This window comes from Pseudidiomarina gelatinasegens, from assembly GCF_004025325.1.
GTDB lineage: Bacteria > Pseudomonadota > Gammaproteobacteria > Enterobacterales > Alteromonadaceae > Pseudidiomarina > Pseudidiomarina gelatinasegens.
The window spans coordinates 344,330-362,902 of sequence record NZ_RSFE01000002.1 but is presented as its reverse complement, the minus strand read 5'-3'; the positions used below and the strand labels follow the sequence as shown (position 1 = coordinate 362,902).

General features: G+C 49.2%; 20 protein-coding genes. 11 read left to right on the top strand and 9 right to left on the bottom strand.

Going from position 1 to position 18,573, the window contains the following annotated elements:
• Positions 1-2: 2 nt before the first annotated feature.
• From EGC76_RS03980 to smpB, 3 genes are all read right to left on the bottom strand, one after another.
• Entirely contained in the window at positions 3-632 is a 630-nt protein-coding gene (locus EGC76_RS03980; RefSeq protein WP_128351724.1) for an aminodeoxychorismate/anthranilate synthase component II, read from the bottom strand.
• Between the two features lies 1 nt (position 633).
• Entirely contained in the window at positions 634-2,226 is a 1,593-nt protein-coding gene (locus EGC76_RS03975) for an anthranilate synthase component 1 (RefSeq protein WP_281277718.1), read from the bottom strand.
• Between the two features lie 293 nt (positions 2,227-2,519).
• Positions 2,520-2,999: an SsrA-binding protein SmpB gene (gene smpB / locus EGC76_RS03970; RefSeq protein ID WP_128351723.1), complete on the bottom strand. Its 480-nt coding sequence runs from the start codon at positions 2,997-2,999 to the stop codon at positions 2,520-2,522.
• Between the two features lie 163 nt (positions 3,000-3,162).
• Between smpB and EGC76_RS03965 the strand changes: the two genes are divergently transcribed.
• Genes EGC76_RS03965 through sixA form a run of 3 tightly spaced genes read left to right on the top strand, consistent with a single transcriptional unit; the run spans position 3,163 to position 4,476 of the window.
• A complete protein-coding gene (locus EGC76_RS03965) occupies positions 3,163-3,600 on the top strand; it encodes a type II toxin-antitoxin system RatA family toxin (RefSeq protein WP_128351722.1) in 438 nt (145 codons plus the stop codon).
• Positions 3,601-3,603: 3 nt separating this feature from the next.
• A complete protein-coding gene (locus EGC76_RS03960) occupies positions 3,604-3,975 on the top strand; it encodes an RnfH family protein (protein ID WP_128351721.1) in 372 nt (123 codons plus the stop codon).
• 3 nt (positions 3,976-3,978) lie between these two features.
• Entirely contained in the window at positions 3,979-4,476 is a 498-nt protein-coding gene (gene sixA / locus EGC76_RS03955) for a phosphohistidine phosphatase SixA (RefSeq protein ID WP_128351720.1), read from the top strand.
• Between the two features lie 23 nt (positions 4,477-4,499).
• Here sixA and smrB read toward each other — a convergent pair whose 3' ends face one another.
• A complete protein-coding gene (gene smrB / locus EGC76_RS03950; RefSeq protein ID WP_128351719.1) occupies positions 4,500-5,009 on the bottom strand; it encodes an endonuclease SmrB in 510 nt (169 codons plus the stop codon).
• A 66-nt stretch (positions 5,010-5,075) separates the two neighbouring features.
• Between smrB and prmB the strand changes: the two genes are divergently transcribed.
• The 5 genes from prmB to EGC76_RS03925 are packed head-to-tail and all read left to right on the top strand — an operon-like array spanning position 5,076 to position 8,955.
• Positions 5,076-6,005 carry a 50S ribosomal protein L3 N(5)-glutamine methyltransferase gene (gene prmB / locus EGC76_RS03945; protein WP_128351718.1) on the top strand — a complete coding sequence of 310 codons (930 nt, stop codon included), beginning with the start codon at positions 5,076-5,078 and terminating at the stop codon, positions 6,003-6,005.
• An 11-nt stretch (positions 6,006-6,016) separates the two neighbouring features.
• The gene (gene aroC, locus EGC76_RS03940; protein WP_128351717.1) at positions 6,017-7,114 is read left to right on the top strand and encodes a chorismate synthase; all 1,098 of its coding nucleotides are present in this window, start codon (positions 6,017-6,019) and stop codon (positions 7,112-7,114) included.
• The gene (locus EGC76_RS03935; protein ID WP_128351716.1) at positions 7,111-7,689 is read left to right on the top strand and encodes an elongation factor P hydroxylase; all 579 of its coding nucleotides are present in this window, start codon (positions 7,111-7,113) and stop codon (positions 7,687-7,689) included. Before aroC ends, EGC76_RS03935 begins: the two co-directional genes overlap by 4 nt.
• Positions 7,686-7,820, top strand: a complete 135-nt coding sequence (locus EGC76_RS03930) for an entericidin A/B family lipoprotein (RefSeq protein WP_246013891.1) — start codon at positions 7,686-7,688, stop codon at positions 7,818-7,820. The genes EGC76_RS03935 and EGC76_RS03930 overlap by 4 nt, the downstream gene beginning before the upstream one ends.
• Positions 7,813-8,955, top strand: coding sequence for an ATP-NAD kinase family protein (locus EGC76_RS03925; RefSeq protein ID WP_128351714.1), 1,143 nt, complete (start codon positions 7,813-7,815; stop codon positions 8,953-8,955). Before EGC76_RS03930 ends, EGC76_RS03925 begins: the two co-directional genes overlap by 8 nt.
• Here the strand turns inward: EGC76_RS03925 and EGC76_RS03920 are convergent.
• Positions 8,952-9,272, bottom strand: coding sequence for a 2Fe-2S iron-sulfur cluster-binding protein (locus EGC76_RS03920; protein WP_128351713.1), 321 nt, complete (start codon positions 9,270-9,272; stop codon positions 8,952-8,954). The genes EGC76_RS03925 and EGC76_RS03920 overlap by 4 nt on opposite strands.
• A gap of 137 nt (positions 9,273-9,409) precedes the next feature.
• On the opposite strand from EGC76_RS03920, the gene EGC76_RS03915 reads away from it, so the two are divergent.
• The gene (locus EGC76_RS03915) at positions 9,410-10,711 is read left to right on the top strand and encodes an NCS2 family permease (RefSeq protein WP_128351712.1); all 1,302 of its coding nucleotides are present in this window, start codon (positions 9,410-9,412) and stop codon (positions 10,709-10,711) included.
• A gap of 6 nt (positions 10,712-10,717) precedes the next feature.
• Positions 10,718-11,203, top strand: a complete 486-nt coding sequence (gpt, locus tag EGC76_RS03910; RefSeq protein WP_128351711.1) for a xanthine phosphoribosyltransferase — start codon at positions 10,718-10,720, stop codon at positions 11,201-11,203.
• A 76-nt stretch (positions 11,204-11,279) separates the two neighbouring features.
• On the opposite strand, the gene EGC76_RS03905 is transcribed toward gpt, so the two are convergent.
• Positions 11,280-12,986, bottom strand: coding sequence for a proline--tRNA ligase (locus EGC76_RS03905; RefSeq protein WP_128351710.1), 1,707 nt, complete (start codon positions 12,984-12,986; stop codon positions 11,280-11,282).
• 69 nt (positions 12,987-13,055) lie between these two features.
• Entirely contained in the window at positions 13,056-13,769 is a 714-nt protein-coding gene (gene tsaA / locus EGC76_RS03900) for a tRNA (N6-threonylcarbamoyladenosine(37)-N6)-methyltransferase TrmO (protein ID WP_128351709.1), read from the bottom strand.
• A gap of 223 nt (positions 13,770-13,992) precedes the next feature.
• Between tsaA and EGC76_RS03895 the strand changes: the two genes are divergently transcribed.
• The gene (locus EGC76_RS03895; protein WP_128351708.1) at positions 13,993-14,643 is read left to right on the top strand and encodes a hypothetical protein; all 651 of its coding nucleotides are present in this window, start codon (positions 13,993-13,995) and stop codon (positions 14,641-14,643) included.
• Between the two features lie 64 nt (positions 14,644-14,707).
• Here the strand turns inward: EGC76_RS03895 and EGC76_RS03890 are convergent, their stop codons facing one another.
• Both EGC76_RS03890 and EGC76_RS03885 read right to left on the bottom strand, forming a co-directional pair.
• On the bottom strand, positions 14,708-16,351 hold the full coding sequence (locus tag EGC76_RS03890; protein WP_128351707.1) for an electron transfer flavoprotein-ubiquinone oxidoreductase: 1,644 nt from the start codon (positions 16,349-16,351) through the stop codon (positions 14,708-14,710).
• A 3-nt stretch (positions 16,352-16,354) separates the two neighbouring features.
• Positions 16,355-18,568 carry a putative bifunctional diguanylate cyclase/phosphodiesterase gene (locus EGC76_RS03885; RefSeq protein WP_128351706.1) on the bottom strand — a complete coding sequence of 738 codons (2,214 nt, stop codon included), beginning with the start codon at positions 18,566-18,568 and terminating at the stop codon, positions 16,355-16,357.
• Between the last annotated feature and the right edge of the window lie 5 nt (positions 18,569-18,573).

Here is an 18,573-nt window from a genome sequence, read left to right as displayed (position 1 = left end):
CATTAACTCCCGTACTGCTTAAACAGGTAGGCCACGGTTTGTGCTAACAGCTGGCTGCCATGGCTGGTTAAAATGGATTCAGGGTGAAACTGAAAGCCTATCGCTTGGTACGCACTGAACTCTGCAGCCATGGGGATAGCACCTGTTGACGCGAGCACTTTGATGGTATCGGGCAAGCGGTAGCCGCACAGCGAATGATAGCGCGCGACCGTAAGTGGGTTGCTGAGCTCTTCAAACATTGGGTGCGGGCGTGTTTCAATCAATGCTTTTTTGCCATGTACAGTTTCGTGACACCGGTCAATATCGCCACCAGCTGCATGAATCAACGCTTGGAAACCAAGACAAATACCTAGCATAGGATACTCGCCTTGCGCTAATTGGATCAGTTCTAATAGGTTACCGGACTGTGCCGGGTGGCCAGGGCCTGGGGATAGACAAAGCAGTTGGCGGCCTGGGTACTCGCGCATGCTGTCGATTAACGTTTGCGCAGCAATGTCATTGCGATAAATAACCAGCGGGTAACCCAGTTGGCGTAACTCATCCACCAAGTTGTAGCTGAACGAGTCAAAATTATCGAGCAGTACGATGCGATCAGGCGTGTTTTTTGCAACGCTAAGTGAGGCAGATGTCATATTAGTTTACCTCCGCAGGCTGATTGGCTGCGCGTATTGCTTCAATGACTGCCCGCGCTTTGTTTTCTGTTTCGGCCACTTCTGCGGCAGGGTCTGAGTCATGCACCACGCCGGCACCGGCTTGAATGGTAGCAATACCGTCACGTACAAAGGCAGAGCGAATGACAATGCAGGTGTCCATATCGCCGGCACTATTCAAGTAACCAACGGCACCGCCATAACTGCCACGGCGTTGTTGTTCGACGTTACGAATAAGCGTTGCGGCACTAATTTTCGGGGCTCCAACCAGAGTGCCCATGTTCATGCAGGCGCGATAGGCGTGTAATGCATCAAGGTCGTCAGCTAATTGGGCAACCACACGTGAAACCAAGTGCATCACGTGCGAATACCGGTCAACCTGCAACAAGTCAGCGACGTAACGGGTGCCCGGTTCGGCAATACGGGCTAAGTCGTTACGGGCTAAATCTACCAGCATCATGTGTTCGGCCAGTTCCTTTTGATCAAGCCGTAATTCCAACTCAAGTCGGCTATCCAGGTCTGGATGAATGCGGCCTTGGCTATCTTTGCCACGCGGCCGGGTACCGGCAATTGGGTACAGCTCAACTTGGTTGGTTGCCGCGGTATACTTTAAGGCGGATTCCGGTGAGGCACCGAACAATTCAAATTTATCGGTACGCAGGAAAAACATGTAGGGTGACGGATTGGCCTTTTTGAGTTCGGCGTAGGCCTGCAAGCTATCGCGGCAGCTTAACTGAAAGCGGCGCGATGGAACCACTTGGAATATATCGCCCGCACTGATGTGTTCTTTCAAATCCAATACCTGACGGGCAAAATCCGCGGCGCTCGGGCTTACTTTGAGTTCGTTGGAACAGGTTTGGCTGGCTACCGGTTTTTGCACTGGTGGCAACTGACACAGCGCTGCAATATGCCCAACCTGCAGGGCTATTTGCGCATAATAGTCTTCGCTTTGTGGACCGCTGATCAAGCTCGCTAACAATTCTGTGGTGCGCTGTTGATGGTCGATAACCAGTAAGGTTTCAGCTAGATAAAATTGATAGTCAGGGCAGTTATTCTCGCCCTCAGCAACATCCGGCAGCTGTTCAAAGCTGGCCACATAATCATAGGCAAACACACCCCCGAGGAAAATCGCCATGGGGTGTGGCTGGCCATGTTGCGTTTTTTGTTGCAGTTGGGTTTGCACTATGCGCAACGGCTCGATGTTACTGGCTGCGCGCAAGCGCGTATCTTCATCGCAGCCAGAAGGTGGGGGCGCAAATTCACAAACTAATTGCTGAGCTTGCTGGGTCAATTCGCACAGCGGACTCAGTTGCTCTGCTAACCATGGCAGCAGCGCCTCACCATTTGGTGTTAGCGCTTGAATGGTCACAGTTTGCTGCTGACAGGTAAATTGCACGGCCGCATTCACCATGACCAAGCTTTTTAAGTTTTGGCGCGACTGAATTTCAGCCGAATCAAGCAATAAACTATGCTGATTAGGGCCGCACAGGCGTTGATACAACGCCAAGGTGTCTGCCTGATAGGGCAGTTTCATGCGCAAGCTGGTTAGATAACCGGGTTTCTCAATAATATCCACGCGTTTCTACTCTCACTGTTGAGTGTTATTTCGATATCATTTGTCTATCAAGTTGTATAACTTTTAAAGACCGCTTGGTATCGATAAGCGCGCATAAAAAAACCCGCTTATCGAAGCGGGTTTTATCAAACGTGTCACACACGCACAGATGCATCGCCCGCTAGCTTGGGAAATGCCACCACCAGTTTTTTACTAGTTGAGTCTGTTGCGTAACTGTTTGCACGTGTGTTTCCTTTAAAGGATGTGAACTTGTATAAACGATGCGAAGAACTTATCGCGATTTAAGCATAATGTCAACGCACATTGTGCTTCATAATGCGGGCTTTTTGGCGCTGCCAGTCACGGTCTTTAATGGTGTCGCGTTTGTCATGCGCTTTTTTACCTTTTGCCAGGTAAATTTCAAGCTTAACTAAATGCTTTTTCCAATACATGGCGGTGGCGACAATGGAGTAGCCTTCGCGCTCACTGGCCCCGATAAGCTTGTCGAGCTCACGCTTTTTCAAAAGCAGTTTGCGGGTACGCTCAGGGTCGCACACAACATGACTTGAAGCGGATAAAAGGGGTTGAATTTGAGCGCCCAACAAATAGGCCTCACCGTCCTTAATGATCACGTAGGTATCGCTAATATTAACCTTGCCGGCCCGAATGCTTTTAACTTCCCAGCCTTGCAGGGCTACACCCGCCTCAAATTTGTCTTCGAGGAAATATTCGTGGCGCGCTTTTTTGTTTAGCGCGATGGTATTTGAATTCTGATTTTTTTTAGTTTTGCTCATGCGGCGTATTATACCGATGACGCGGCAAAATAAAATTTGTTTATGCGCAATTTGTTGCGTTATCCAAACAGGGCATATGGCGTGTTTGAGAGGGTGAATCGGGTTAGGAAATGCGCTATCATGCCGATCATTTTTACGAAACCCGTACGAAACGAGGAAGTCGATGCCAACGATAGAACGCAGTGCTTTGGTGCCATATAGTGACGCGCAGATGTATGCATTGGTGAACGATATCGATTCTTATCCTGAATTTGTACCTGGTTGCCGCACTGCGAGCGTGCTGGAAAGCGACGAAACCAGCAAAGTGGCGCGCTTGGATATCAGTAAAGCAGGTATCAGTAAGTCGTTCACCACGCGCAATACCCTTGAACCCTTTCAGCGCATTGGTATGGAACTGGTTGACGGGCCGTTTCAATATTTACGGGGCGGTTGGAGTTTTCATGCGCTGGATGAGAATGCCTGCAAAATTGTGCTGAAGCTTGAGTTCGAATTCGCGAACCGTTTATTGGGTATGGCGTTTGGAAAAATATTCAATGAATTACAAAGTCGCATGGTTGACGCTTTTGTGCAGCGCGCACAACACGTGTATGGGGCTAAGTAAACTATGGCGCCGCAACAAATTCAAATTGAAGTCGCTTACGCAACGCCCGAAAAGCAACAGATTATTCCTTTGCGCGTGCCGGTTGGTACTGTGGTTGAAGAGGCGATTGAACGCTCGCAAATTAAGCATTACTTTCCGGAAATTAATCTAGCTGAACAAAAAGTTGGTATTTGGAGTAAAGCTGTTAAATTGGATCATGAATTGCGAGAAGGCGACCGGATAGAAATTTATCGGCCGCTCATTGCTGACCCTAAAGCCGTGCGTCGTCGTCGCGCAGACCAAGCTAAGGATGAAGGCCGTGCAGACCCTGTAACGGGTGGCCGTCGTCGAACTCGCGGTAATGATTCGGCTGAGAAAGCCGAGGAGAACAACTAAGTCGTGGCTGTTACGCTCTATATTATGCGCCATGGTGATGCTGAACCGGCGCAAGCACTCAAAGCTGATGCAATTCGACCCTTAAGTGCAATGGGCGAGAGCGAGGTGCTGGCCAGTGCTGAATGGCTCAATGGCTATTTACGCAAGCAGGGCGCAACGGGGTTGGACTGGTTAACCGTCAGCCCATTTATTCGTGCCCAGCAAACGGCCACTATTGTTGAGTCCGCCGTGCAGGTTGGCGCACGCGACATTACCGACGATGCAATTCCTGAAAGTGACCCGCAACAGTTTTGTGACTGGATGTTCGCTATGTTGCAAACGCATTACAACAACGCGCAAAACATTATGTTGGTGTCACACATGCCGTTTGTTAGTTATCTAGTAGCAACCTTAGATCAAGATACGCCACCGTTGTTATTCCCTACTGCGGGTATGGCGGAGATGCGTTTGGATGTGGAAATGCGTCGCGCGCATTTTGTTCGCATGATTGCGCTTGAGTAACCATCACCAACAACTAACGATTTTCACTTCAGTAAAACTAATAACGTAGCGTTACCACCGTATGCCGCTGGTGCCTGATGAAAGGCCCTGACAGCCGGATGTTGAACCAGCCAATGCGGCAAATTTTCTTTTAATATTCCCTTACCATGCCCACTCATGACAGCACAGCACTCAACCTGCTGCCGCACACATGCGCGTAGCAATGCGCCCAATTCACGTTTGGCGACAGCTTGCGTCATGCCATGCAAATCAAGTAGCAGTTCGGGTGGGTAATCGCCACGACGAAGCTGTTTTAAGATGTGTGACGATTCACCATCAGCACAAAACCGTACCGGACCTTCGGGAAAATACGCCCGAAAATTGTCGGAGAAAAAGAATTCGGCCTGTTGCTGCCGCGTTCTTTGTTCGGTATTTTGCTGCGATCGTATGCGGCGTTGCTGCCGCGGCGCTTGGTAGGTTTCGCTGCGAATACGGCGATCGACCTTCACTTGCTCGCGAAATAGCGCAAAATCATCGTCTAAATCATTGCTCATGAGGTGTATTTTTGTGCCTATGGTTGTGCATCAATTGATGCGAAAACACTGCTATTAGGGTATCTTATGGGGCAGTACAGAACAACTTCGGAGAATACCTTGACGCAATTTTTAGCCACAACAGTTCATGACGCATTGCGTTGGGCAGTGAGTGCCATGCAACGCGCTGATATCTATTTTGGTCATGGTACCGATAACGCGTATAGCGAAGCGCAGTTATTATTGGGGCATGTGACCGAGCTTGATTTTGGTCAGTTGGAGCAATTTCAGCACGCGCATTTGCAAGCGCAGGAATGGGACGATTTTGTTGTCTTAGTCACAGCGCGCATTGATGAGCGCAAGCCTGCAGCTTATCTCATCGGTCAGGCCTGGTTTGCAGGTTTACCGTTTATGGTCGATGAGCGCGTGCTGGTCCCGCGGTCACCGATAGCTGAGCTGATTGATAATGGTTTTGCGCCTTGGGTTACTGAAGAGCCCGCACGGATTCTTGATTTGTGTACCGGCAGTGCTTGTATCGCGATTGCTTGTGCTTATGCGTTTCCAGACGCCGAAGTGGATGCTCTCGACTTGTCAGTGGATGCGTTGGCAGTGGCAGAAGAAAACATTGCCATGCACGGGCTTGAAGAGCGCGTGGTGCCGATTCAGTCGAACTTGTACGACAGTGTGCCGAAGCAACGTTACGACCTGATTGTCACGAACCCGCCGTATGTTGATGCCGAAGATATGGCCGACTTACCCGATGAATTTCGTCATGAGCCGGAACTAGGCTTAGCCGCTGGCAATGATGGTTTGGATTTGGTACGCACCATTTTACGCGAAGCTCCTGATCATTTGACGGAAACCGGCGTATTAGTGTGTGAAGTTGGCAACTCTTGGGTGGCACTGGCGGAACAATACCCAGACGTACCGTTTGAGTGGGTCGAATTTGAACATGGTGGTGACGGCGTATTTGTGTTGTCATACGCTGACTTAGTTAACTATCACGAACAATTCTGAGAACATAATCTATGGCGGCGAATACTTGGGGTGAACTATTCCGTGTAACAACCTTTGGCGAAAGTCATGGCGCTGCGCTGGGCGCAGTGATTGATGGTTGCCCGCCAGGGGTTGAGTTATCAGAAGCTGATATTCAGCCGTTTTTAGACCGTCGTAAACCGGGGCAGAACCGTTTTACCACCGCGCGCCGCGAAGCGGATGCTGTGCGCATACTCTCCGGTGTGTTTGAAGGTAAAACCACAGGCGCGCCCATTGGCTTGTTGATCGAAAATACCGATCAACGCAGCAAAGATTACAGCGAAATTAAAGACAAGTTCCGACCGGGCCACGCTGATTATACCTATGCGCATAAATACGGGCATCGTGACTACCGTGGCGGTGGGCGTTCATCGGCTCGCGAAACTGCGATGCGTGTGGCGGCTGGTGCCATTGCACAAAAATATTTGGCTGAACAATTTAGCATGGTGTTTCATGCTGGTGTGGTACAAATTGGGCCTCACGCAACCAGCCCTGAACACAACGATTTTGATTGGCTGCGGGTGGCGGATGATCCGTTATTCTGCCCTGATGCGCAGATGTCATTGGCTGCACAAGATTACTTGAAGCAATTGCTTAAAGAAGGCGATTCAGTGGGCGCCAGAGTGCGCCTGGAAGTTACCGGCGTACCGGTTGGCTTGGGCGAACCTGTGTTTGATCGGTTGGACGCTGATTTGGCCAAAGCCTTGATGAGCATTAATGCCGTGAAAGCGGTGAGTATTGGTGATGGTTTTGCGGTTGCGGCGCAGCGTGGTAGCGAGCATCGCGATGCCTTGACCCCGGATGGCTTTACCAGCAATCATGCGGGCGGCGTATTGGGTGGCATTAGCAGCGGTCAACCCTTGATTGCTGAAGTTGCTTTTAAGCCGACCTCAAGCATTACCATTGCTGGCGACACCATAGATAAGTACGGGCAGCCCTGCTCAATTGTAACCCGCGGGCGGCATGATCCCTGTGTTGGTATTCGTGGCGTGCCGGTTGTTGAGGCAATGGCTGCGTTGGTGGTGATGGATCATCTATTACGTCATCGCGCGCAAAATGGTCAGGTGAAGCATAACTTTCCAGTTCTATGACGCACCAGTATCAACAGCTTATTGAGCTATTTCATCAGTGTTTTTATCACGACTATAAAACCCGCTTAGTGGCGGGTACGGATGAACCTTATTATCAGCCGGCACAGACGCAGCCGGCACAGACGCAGCCTGCACAGACGCAGCCCGCACACACACCTGAGGATGATCATCAAATTGTGTTTGCGCATGGGTTCTTTGCCTCGGCCCTGCATGAAATAGCACACTGGTGCATTGCTGGTGAACAACGGCGGCAACAATTTGACTATGGCTACTGGTATGAACCGGACGGGCGTAGCGCCGCACAACAAGCAGAGTTTGAGCATGTCGAGCGCAAGCCGCAGGCACTTGAGTGGCTGTTTTCACTGTGTGCAGGGGTGCCATTTCAGGTCAGTGTGGATAATCTGGGCGGCATTGAAGTCAGTAGAAATGAATTTACAAAAGCTGTTCAAGAGCAATTGCATCACTATATAATTAATGGCCTGCCAACCCGAGCCGAGGCTTTTGCTCGGGCGCTTGCTGACTATTATCAGCAGCCATGGCCTGCATCAACAATAACTACATGGGACAACATATGAAAAGTCGCTATTACATCATGCTGTTAGTTGCATTAGGTTTAAGTAGCTGTGCCACCATTGACGGTATTGGCAAAGACCTCGAATCCGCAGGCGAAGCCATCCAAAAAGGTGCGCAAGACAACAGTGAGTAGTACACAGCAGTTTCGTTTAGGTCTGGTTATCAATGCATTCGCTGGTTTAGGCGGTTCCGTTGCGCTCAAAGGCAGTGACGGGGCTGAAACGGCGCAACGTGCGTTAGCGCTGGGGGCTGTTCCAAAAGCCCCACAGCGTGTTGAACATGCGCTCGCAGTGATCCAAGAGTTTGCCGGTCAGGTGCATTTTGTCACCGGGGCCGAAGCGCTGGGTGAAGATGTCTTGGCCAAGCTCGGCTTTTCTTATGAGGTAATTTACACACCTCAGCAAACACCCACCACGGCCGAAGACACCCGTCAGTTAGTCAAGCAAATTGCCGCTGCTGGAGATATTGATCTGTTGCTGTTCGCCGGTGGAGACGGTACTGCCCGAGATGTTTGTGCTGTATACCCTGAACACCATCCAGTGCTGGGTATACCCGCTGGTGTGAAAATTCATTCTGGGGTTTATGCCATTTCGCCAACAGCTGCCGGAAAAGTGGTGCGTCAGCTCATTGAAGGGCAACTGGCAAGCGTAACCCAGGCTGATGTTATGGACATTGATGAAGACGCTTTTCGTCAAGGCACTGTGCGGGCGCGGCGCTATGGAGAAATGCTGGTTCCGGCCGAGCTGCGCTATGTTCAAGCTGTTAAGATGGGCGGCAAAGAAAGCGACGACATGGTACTCGCTGATATTGCTGCAGATGTGGTTGAAGCAATGGATGACGATACCCTGTACATCATGGGGTCCGGCTCAACAGTCGCTGCGGTGATGGATGAATTAGGGCTTGCAAACACGCTATTAGGTGTTGATTTGGTTATGGCCGGTGAATTGATTGCCAGCGACGTTACCGCGCGGGAACTTGAGCAGCAGGTAACTGCGCATCAGGGCCCAGTAAAAATGGTTATTACGGTGATTGGCGGACAAGGCCATATTTTTGGGCGTGGGAATCAGCAGTTGAGTCCAGCCGTGATTCGGGCGGTGGGCAAAGACAATATTCAAATTGTTGCAACCAAGGCGAAGTTACAGGCACTGGGGCAGCGCCCGTTGCTGGTTGATACCGGCGAACCTGAGTTGGATGCCGAATTGTCAGGCTTAATGCGCGTGACAACCGGCTACCATGACGAAGTATTTATTCGGGTTGAAAGCGCTTAGAACTGAGATTTAGGCAGGCGCACAACAATGCCGTCAAGTTCTTCGGTCATATCAATCTGACAACTTAGGCGGCTGTTGCTTTCTGGATCAATAACCATATCCAGCATATCTTCTTCCATTTCACTGGCTGGCGGAATCTTGCTAACCCATGCTGGGTCAACGTAGCAATGGCAGGTTGCACAGGACATAACGCCACCGCACTCGCCCAAAATACCGTCAATCATATGATCCACAGCACCTTCCATTAGATTCTGACCGACTGCAACGTCGGCTTCAAACTCGCCACCCTGGGCATCAATATAAATTACGCGAGGCATGCACTTGGGCTCCTTCAGTTGTACTTTGTTACTAGCATGTCAGGCTGCAAGGTTACCATAGATTAGTGGGGCAAAGCGGCTCAATTTATTGTAGAATACGGCAATTTTTTTTTACACAGAAGCAAGAGTGGGGGCTTATGCGGGCGTTAATGGAACGGTTGTTTCAAATCAATGCGCAGGGAAGTACAGTGAAGCGTGAAATCGTTGCTGGTTTCACAACGTTTCTTACTATGGCGTACATTATTTTTGTTAACCCGTCGATGCTTAGTGAAGCGGGCATGGATTATGGTGCGGTGTTTGTCGCCACGTGTTTAGCTGCTGCAATTGGCTGTTTAGTTATGGGATTGTGGGCGAACTACCCGGTGGCTCTAGCGCCTGGCATGGGACTAAACGCGTTTTTCACCTACAGCGTTGTTTTGGGAATGGGGTATACCTGGCAAACTGCGCTCGGAGCTGTATTTTTCTCTGGCATCCTATTTTTCCTGCTTTCAGCATTTCGCATCCGCTCGTGGATTATTAATTCGATTCCCGTCACCTTACGCTTAGCAATCGCAGCCGGTATTGGCGCGTTTTTGGCCCTGATTGGCCTGAAGAATGCGAATATCATTGTCGGCAATAATGCCACTTTAGTATCGCTTGGTGATATGTCGGAACTGTCAGTGTTGTTAGCTGGCGCGGGCTTTTTCTTGATTATTGGTTTGGTTGCGCGGGGTATTCAAGGTGCGGCATTAATCAGTATTCTTTTAGTGACCTTGGCCGGATTTTTACTTGGCGATGTTCAGTATACTGGCATTGTTGCAATGCCGCCGAGTTTGGCGCCAACCTTTATGCAGATGGATATTGCGGCCGCCTTTGATATTGGCATGTTGAGCGTTATTTTTGCGTTCTTGTTCGTTGATTTATTCGATACATCAGGCACCTTAATGGCCGTTGCGCAACGCGCAGGATTGGCCAAGCCTGACGGTTCATTACCGCGCTTAGAGCGTGCGTTGATGGCTGACAGCACGGCCACTGTTGCCGGTGCTGCATTGGGTACGTCAACCACAACCAGCTATGTTGAATCGGCCTCAGGCGTTGCCTCGGGGGGTAAAACAGGTTTAACCGCAGTGGTTGTTGGGCTGCTGTTTGTTGCCGCGATATTTTTTGCACCGCTGGCTGGCATGGTGCCTGCTTATGCGACGGCTGGCGCGATAATTTATGTGTCGGTATTGATGTTATTTACGTTGCGCTCAGTTAACTGGGATGACATTACTGAAGCGGCTCCGGTGGCTGTTGTGCTGCTGATGACGCCACTGACATTTTCAATTGCTGACGGCATTGCACTTGGCTTTATTAGCTACGTGATTGTGAAAGCGATTGGCGGGCGTATGCACGAATTAAATTGGAGTGTTGCTTTGTTAGCGGCGCTATTTATCGCTAAATTTATTTGGTTGGGGTAAGACATTATGGGTTGGCATCAAAATCGCGAATTTTTCGTATCTTGGGAAGAGCTGCACAGAGCGACCAAGGAACTGGCACGCCGCCAATTACCGGCTGAACAATGGCGTGGAATTATCGCGGTAAGCCGTGGCGGTTTAGTTCCTGCGGCAATTGTGGCACGGGAACTGAATGTGCGCGTGGTTGATTCGGTGTGCGTAAGTTCTTACGACCACGACAGCCAACGTGATAGCGTGACCATGCTTAAAGATGTTAATGCTACTGAAGACGGTGAAGGTTTTTTGGTTATTGACGATCTGGTCGATACGGGCAACACCCTCAAGTTTTTGCGCGAGCGTTTTCCAAAAGCCAAATTCATTACGGTTTATGCAAAACCGGCTGGTATGAAGTTGGTGGATGACTATGTTGCTGACTTAGAGCAAGAAACCTGGATTCACTTCCCGTGGGACATGCATTTGCATTATGTTGAGCCGTTAGCTGGTTCAGAAAGCTAATTGCGGTTCAAGGTAATAAAAAGCCCCGGCATGTTCAGCATGCCGGGGCTTTTGTTTTTAACACAGAGGTACGTGATTAAACCTTAGAACGGATGGTTTCAACCACATCAGCGATAGCTAACTTTTGCTTTTCACCACTACGACGGCATTTGTATTCAACCGCTTGCTCGTCTAAATTACGTTCGCCAATAACGATTTGATGTGGAACCCCAATCAGCTCCATGTCTGCAAACATAACGCCAGGGCGTTCTTTGCGATCATCAAACAGCACATCAAAACCAGCGGCCTGTAGCTCTGTATACAACTGTTCAGCAACTTCTTGCACGCGCGCCGATTTGTGCATATTCATCGGTACTAGAGCAACTTGGAACGGCGCTAATGCGGCGGGCCAAATAATACCGTATTGGTCGTGATTTTGTTCAATGGCTGACGCAACAATGCGCGACACACCAATACCATAGCAACCCATGGTTAAGCTTTCGTGTTTACCGCTGTCGTTTAACACGCCAACTTTCATTGCTTCAGAGTATTTTTTACCAAGCTGGAAAATATGACCCACTTCAATGCCACGTTTTATTTGCAAGGTACCTTGGCCACATGGGCTCGGGTCACCAGCAACCACATTGCGTAAGTCAGCAACATCGGGCATTGCCGCATCGCGTTCCCAGTTGATATTGAAATAATGAAAACCGTCTTCATTGGCACCGGCAGCAAAATCAGCCATTACCGCAACACTGCGATCAACAATAATTTGCATCGGCAAGTTGACCGGCCCCAAAGAGCCTGGACCTGCACCAACCGCTGCACGGATTTCTTCATCTGTTGCGAAGGTCAGTGGGCTGGCTACTTGCGCATGTTTGGCGGCTTTAATTTCGTTAAGGGCATGGTCGCCACGAATGATTAAAGCAACCAATTGGCCTTCTTCGGTCCCATGCACAATCAGTGTTTTAACGGTTTGCTCAATCGGCAGATTAAATTGCTCAACAAGCGCAGCAATCGTTTTAGCCGCTGGCGTTGCAACTTTTTCCATTGCAGCGGTTGCTGCAGGGCGCTCAATGCTAGGCGCGACAGCTTCGGCGAGCTCTACGTTGGCGGCATAGTCAGAGCTATCTGAAAATGCGATGTCGTCTTCGCCAGAGCTGGCTAACACATGGAACTCATGCGACGAGCTACCGCCAATCGAGCCGGTATCGGCGATAACAGGACGGTAATCAAGCCCTAAGCGCTCGAAAATACGGCAATACGCACCGTGCATCACATCATAGGTGTGTTGCAGGCTGTCTTGATCTAAATGAAAGGAATAGGCGTCTTTCATGATGAATTCACGTGAACGCATGACCCCGAAGCGCGGGCGAATTTCGTCGCGAAACTTGGTTTGAATTTGGAATAAGTTCAGCGGTAACTGTTTATAGCTGCTGATCTCTTTGCGCGCCAGTTCACAGATAACTTCCTCATGGGTTGGGCCCAAGACAAATTCGCGTTGGTTGCGGTCGTGCAAGCGCAATAACTCCGGACCATAATCTTCCCAGCGACCAGACTCCTGCCATAAATCAGCGGGTTGAACCATGGGCATTAATACTTCCAAAGCACCTGCGCGCTCCATTTCTTCGCGCACAACCTGTTCAACCTTACGCAATACACGCAAGCCAGTTGGCGCCCAGGTGTAAAGCCCGGCAGCAACCTTGCGGATCATACCGGCGCGTAACATAAGCTGATGACTTATTACTTCTGCGTCAGCAGGTGTTTCTTTCAACGTTCCTAACAAATATTGGCTGGTACGCATGTGTTCCCCATATTCCAGCAAAAGTTCAACGGTGCAGTAAGGCGAAATTCTACCAGTCGCGGGCTTGTGTCAAAAGCCTTTACTGATACTTATTACATGATTTTCTTGTTCACGTACTTGCCAGCGAATGTTTACGTCGTACAGCGTCATACCATATTCGCGGTTGTTGCTGCCTTCGCGTTGATAGGCTGGGCGTGGGTCTTGCGCCAAAACTTGCTCGATAAGTAGCGCGAGATTTGGGTAGTCTGGGTTAAGTTCGGTCAGTTGTTGTTGGGCTGAGGCCGAGAAAACCGTACGCAATTGCGCTTCCGGCGAAGTTGGTGCAAAGCCTCCGCGCGCTGCGGGAATAGCATCCACATAGGGCAGGTAAGGTTTTATGTCGATAACGGGTGTTTGATTTACCCAGTCGCCGCCATTTACTTCAATTATGGTTTTGCCGGGCTGATGTTGAATACTCACCAGTTCAACCACGGACATACCAATCGCGTTGGGGCGAAATGTTGAGCGCGTGGCAAATACGCCGCGCTTTTCGTTGCCGCCTAGGCGAGGCGGGCGCACGAGAGGCTTCCAGCCTTGCGCCTGCGTTTCATGAAACAGAAACAGCACCCAAATATGCGAAAACTCCTCAAGGCCTCGCACGCAATCAGCGTCTGCAAACGCATGCTGCAGGATGATTTGTGCACGTGCGGCGGGCACCAAACCGGGTTGCCGCGGCACCGCAAACTTCTGTGCATAGGGCGACTCGATAATACCGATGGGTTGTAAGTTACTATCTGAATGCATGGGCGTGAACTTTTGAGTGAGCAGGGCTAAAGATGCAGTCATTTGAGCATAAATTTGTAATTTTGACCAATTATGGTGAATTTATTTCATTATTGAAATCCGGTAACTTACTGATAAATAGCAATAAGTTAATTTGGCATGATAATTGCTTCATAAACTTTGACGAATTTTAAAACGTCTGAATAAGACGGTAACTACTGACACTGTTATGGAGATGACAACAATGAACCGCCAACGCACAACTTGGAGTATCGCGTTTTGTATGATTGCTGGAGTAACTCTAGCGAGTATCCCATTTACCGCTACTGCGCATGCACAAGAAGAAAAAAATATTGAAGCGGAATATACGGTCACAGCTGCTACTGAAGTTGAGTTCGACTCAGGTGTAGGAACAATCACCTTTGAACGTACCGAAGGTGACGTGATGCACGTTGCGATTCGCGCGTATAAAGACGACGACACTTTTTTCAATAAAGACGGACATGTTGAAGATGCGGAGCTTGAGGCAAAGCAGTCTGGCAACCGTATTACGTTAAGCGTACCGAAACAAGACGGTATTCAAATTGACTGGGTAATCAAATTACCTAAAGTTGCACGGGTTGATACCGATTTAGGTGTGGGTGTTATTGAAGGTGAGCTATGGACAACCAATCTGCAATTTGATCTTGGTGTTGGTGAAGTTAATCTCGATTTATACGGTGATTATTCCAGTGTAAAAGTCGATGTGGGGGTCGGTGATAGCACCATCAAAGGTACAGGAAATATCGAGAACAACCGCTTTTTAATGACGGCAAACAGCCGCGCGTATTCGAATGGTGAAAGCCGCATCAACATTGATAACGGCGTTGGCGAGGTAACCGTTCATATGCATTAAGCGCCCGCCTGTAAGCAATAAAAAACCCGCTCAAGAGGCGGGTTTTTTGTTGGGCTTTTATACATCACATGTTTGGATACGTTGGGCCACCGGTGCCCTCTGGGGTAACCCAGGTAATATTCTGCGATGGGTCTTTAATGTCACAGGTTTTACAGTGAATGCAGTTTTGCGCATTTATTTTAAATACGGCTTCGCCATTTTCCTCAACCACTTCATAAACACCGGCAGGGCAGTAGCGTTGAGCTGGTTCTGCATACTCGGGTAAATTCACGTTGAGTGGAATAGATGCGTCTTTTAATTTCAAATGACACGGTTGATCTTCTTCATGGTTGGTATTGGATAAAAATACCGACGAAAGGCGATCAAATGTGAGTTTATTGTCAGGCTTTGGATAGTCAATCGGTTTGCACTCGCTGGCTTTACGCATTTGGCTATGATCTGTGGTTTCATCTTTGATGGTAAACGGCAGTTTGCCACCAAACCAGTTCTGATCGAGCGTGTTGTATGCACCGCCTAAAATAGTACCGAACTTGTGAACTGCCGGACCAAAGTTACGTGAGCGATACAGTTCGTCGTATAACCACGATTGCTCAAAGCGTTCTGCATAGTCGGGCAATTCAGCTGGAACCTGTTCATTTTGCAGTGCTGCGAAAATGCTTTCCGCAGCTAACATGCCCGATTTCATGGCTGTGTGGTTGCCTTTTATTTTTGCGAAGTTCAATGTGCCAGCGTTACAGCCAACCAGCACACCACCGGCAAAAGTCATTTTCGGTAGGGCATAAAAACCGCCTTTCGTAATGGCCCGCGCGCCATAGGTTACGCGCTTACCACCCTGTAGGGTTTTGGCTATTTCGGGATGGGTTTTGAATTTCTGGAATTCACCAAACGGATTCAAATACGGGTTGCTGTAGTTTAAGTCAACGATGAGACCAACATATACCTGACCGTCTTCGGCGTGATACAAATAACCACCACCACTGGCTTCATCGGTCAGTGGCCAGCCGGTGGTATGAACGACTAAACCAGGTTGATGCTGCTCGGCAGGGACGTCCCAAATTTCTTTGAAACCAATGGCGTAATGCTGAGGCGATTTGCCTTCGGCCAAATTGAACTGCTGCTGCAGGCGCTTACCTAAGTGGCCGCGACAGCCTTCTGCGAATACGGTGTATTTCGCGCGTAATTCCATGCCGGGTTCGAAGCCTGGCTTTTTTTCGCCGTTGCTATCAAGACCCATATCACCGGTAATAATGCCAGCAACGCGGCGTTCTTCCAGGATAATGTCCGCAGCTGGGAAGCCTGGGAATATTTCGATACCAAGTTGTTCAGCTTGTTCAGCCAACCAACGGCAAAGGTTCCCCATGCTGGCTACATAGTTGCCATGGTTATGGAAGGTTTTTGGCACCATAAAACCGGGTAAACGCGTTGCCTTCTCCGCATTCTTGAAGAGCATGATTTGGTCATCGGTAACTGCTGTTTTTAGGGGCGCGCCGCGCTCCTTCCAGTCGGGGATGAGTTCATTTAGGGCGCGCGGCTCAAATACGGCACCTGACAATATGTGGGCACCCACCTCAGAGCCTTTTTCTACCACACATATCATGAGCTCTTGCTCGCGTTCTTGAGCTTGCTGCGCTAACCGAATCGCACAGCTTAAACCAGCAGGGCCGGCACCGACGATAACGACATCAAATTCCATACTTTCGCGTTGCATAGTTTACTCCTGATAGGGCACGTAATTGTTCGGGATTGTTGGGTTTGCCAACATTGTTGGCACTTGGTCTGCGGGCACAGGCCGTGCAAGGTAATAACCTTGTGCAGACAAACAATCACGTTGTAATAAAAAATCGACTTGTTGTTGGGTTTCCACGCCCACAGCGCTGACTTGTATGCTGCGCTCGTGACCGAATTTAATCATGGTTTCCGCAATCAGAGCTTGTATTTTGTTATGCGGAATATCACTCATTAAGGGTTGACTGATTTTTAATAAATAGGGCGGACAATGCTGCATCGCTTTAATGGTTTTGTGATTTAAGCCCATACCGTCAACCGTTAGTTTCACACCAAGCTCTTTCAATTTCGCCAATATACCATCGGGCTGGCAGGCATGGCTGCAATAGAGTTCTTCACGTATTTCAATGTGAAGGTTTTCTGGCGGCACCTGATTTCTGCGTAAGTTATTGGCTAATAATTCTGGCAGTTCTGGCAGCGCGAGCTGCTTGCCGGAAAGGTTGATACCGATGGTTAGTTCGGTATTACCATCTTTAAGCCATGCGCGGTAATCAGTCAGTACGCGTTTTAATAAATTATCCGTTAACGGAACAATGAGCCCCGTGTCTTCAATTAGCGGTAAAAACTGATCGGGCAGGGCGAGTTCGCCATCATCTTGCCGCCAGCGCATGAGTGCTTCAAAACCAGTAATAGTTTGCGTTCGTAAATCAAACACCGGCTGATAATGCACTTCGACCCGATTGGTCTCGACAGCTTTGTGCAATTGCTCTAAAACGAATTGACGCTTTGATAGCTCGGATTGTTGCGTACGGGTATAAATATTGATGCCATGGTAGTCGAATTTCTTGGCTTGATTTAGGGCAGCATCGGTATGGCGCAGCAAGTTGTCAGCATCAAAGTCAGCGTCATTAGCGAACGCAATACCCATTGACGCTGAGGCGTAGACTTCGTGACTGTTGATATAAAACTCAGGTTTCACACTACGTACCAACTGCTCAGCGATCTCCATCGCTTGCTCATCAGTGGTTATCCCTTGCTTGATGACCAAGAATTCATCGCCACCAATACGCGCGATAAAGTCAAAATTGACCACACAGCGCTGCAAACGGTGGGCAAGTCGTCGCAATAGCTCGTCACCGATTTTGTGACCAAGTGCATTATTAATATCTTTGAAGTGATCAACATTCAGTTGAATGGCAACCAGCTGACCTTGTTTTGTGGCTAGCTCGGGCAGCGTTTCGTGCAGATAACGTAGCAGCGCGTTGCGGTTGGGCACTTCGGTAAGAGCGTCGTGTTCTGAAAGAAATGCCAGTTGTTTTTCAACTTCGTCACGTTTTTTCAGCTGAACGCCCAATTCATCCTTATCGTGTTGCAGTGATTTAATGGTTTGCTCATACATGGTCATGCGAAAAACCAGCAGCATTAGAAAGCCGGTCATAAACATGCCGAGCAAAGGCACCACGTAGGAGTTGACGAGATGCAATTGGGAGAATTTTTCGGCGGTTGGCCATAAATGAAATTGCCAATTGTTGTCGGCCGCGCGGATGGTAAATTCAGCCGACCACTCATGCTTGAGATCGGGTTCACCCGCAAAAGCGTAAATCAGCGCATTATTTTGGTGCACTTCAACTTGATAGCCTTCAATAATATGGTGATGAATGCTTTGCTTGAGCAGTTCTTTAACATCAATGACCAGCGCAATAAAGAAACGTTGCTCCGCATGCGTTACTGGAATAAACAGTGCGAGGTCGTGACTATGCAGGGATAAGTTTTGGGCGTCGACAAGCGCGGTGCCGCTATTCAATTCATTAAGCTTGGCCAGTTGGGTTGCGTTGCCTTCATAATTGGCAACATTCAGCAATTCATTGCCAGCCAAAAGCTCTTGATCCAGCAGGTTAAAATTTTCATCCAGCACGACAATTTGGCGCACTGACTGGTAGAACGTCGACATTGCCTGCTGCAGCATGGGTAACTGCGCCGATGGCTCGCGCTCACTGGCTTGCAGAAGCTCACTCGCCAGCTCACCGGCATAGAGCAACCGAATAAGGCTACCACGCACATTGGATTGCAGACTCTGGGCATCCGATTGCATGCGTTCATCCACGCGCCGGTGGTCGTATTGCTCCAGCAATACCGTGGCCAGGGCGGTTAAGCCCAAGCCAAATATGGCCGTAAATATGAGTGAACGCATGTTCTGCATGGATT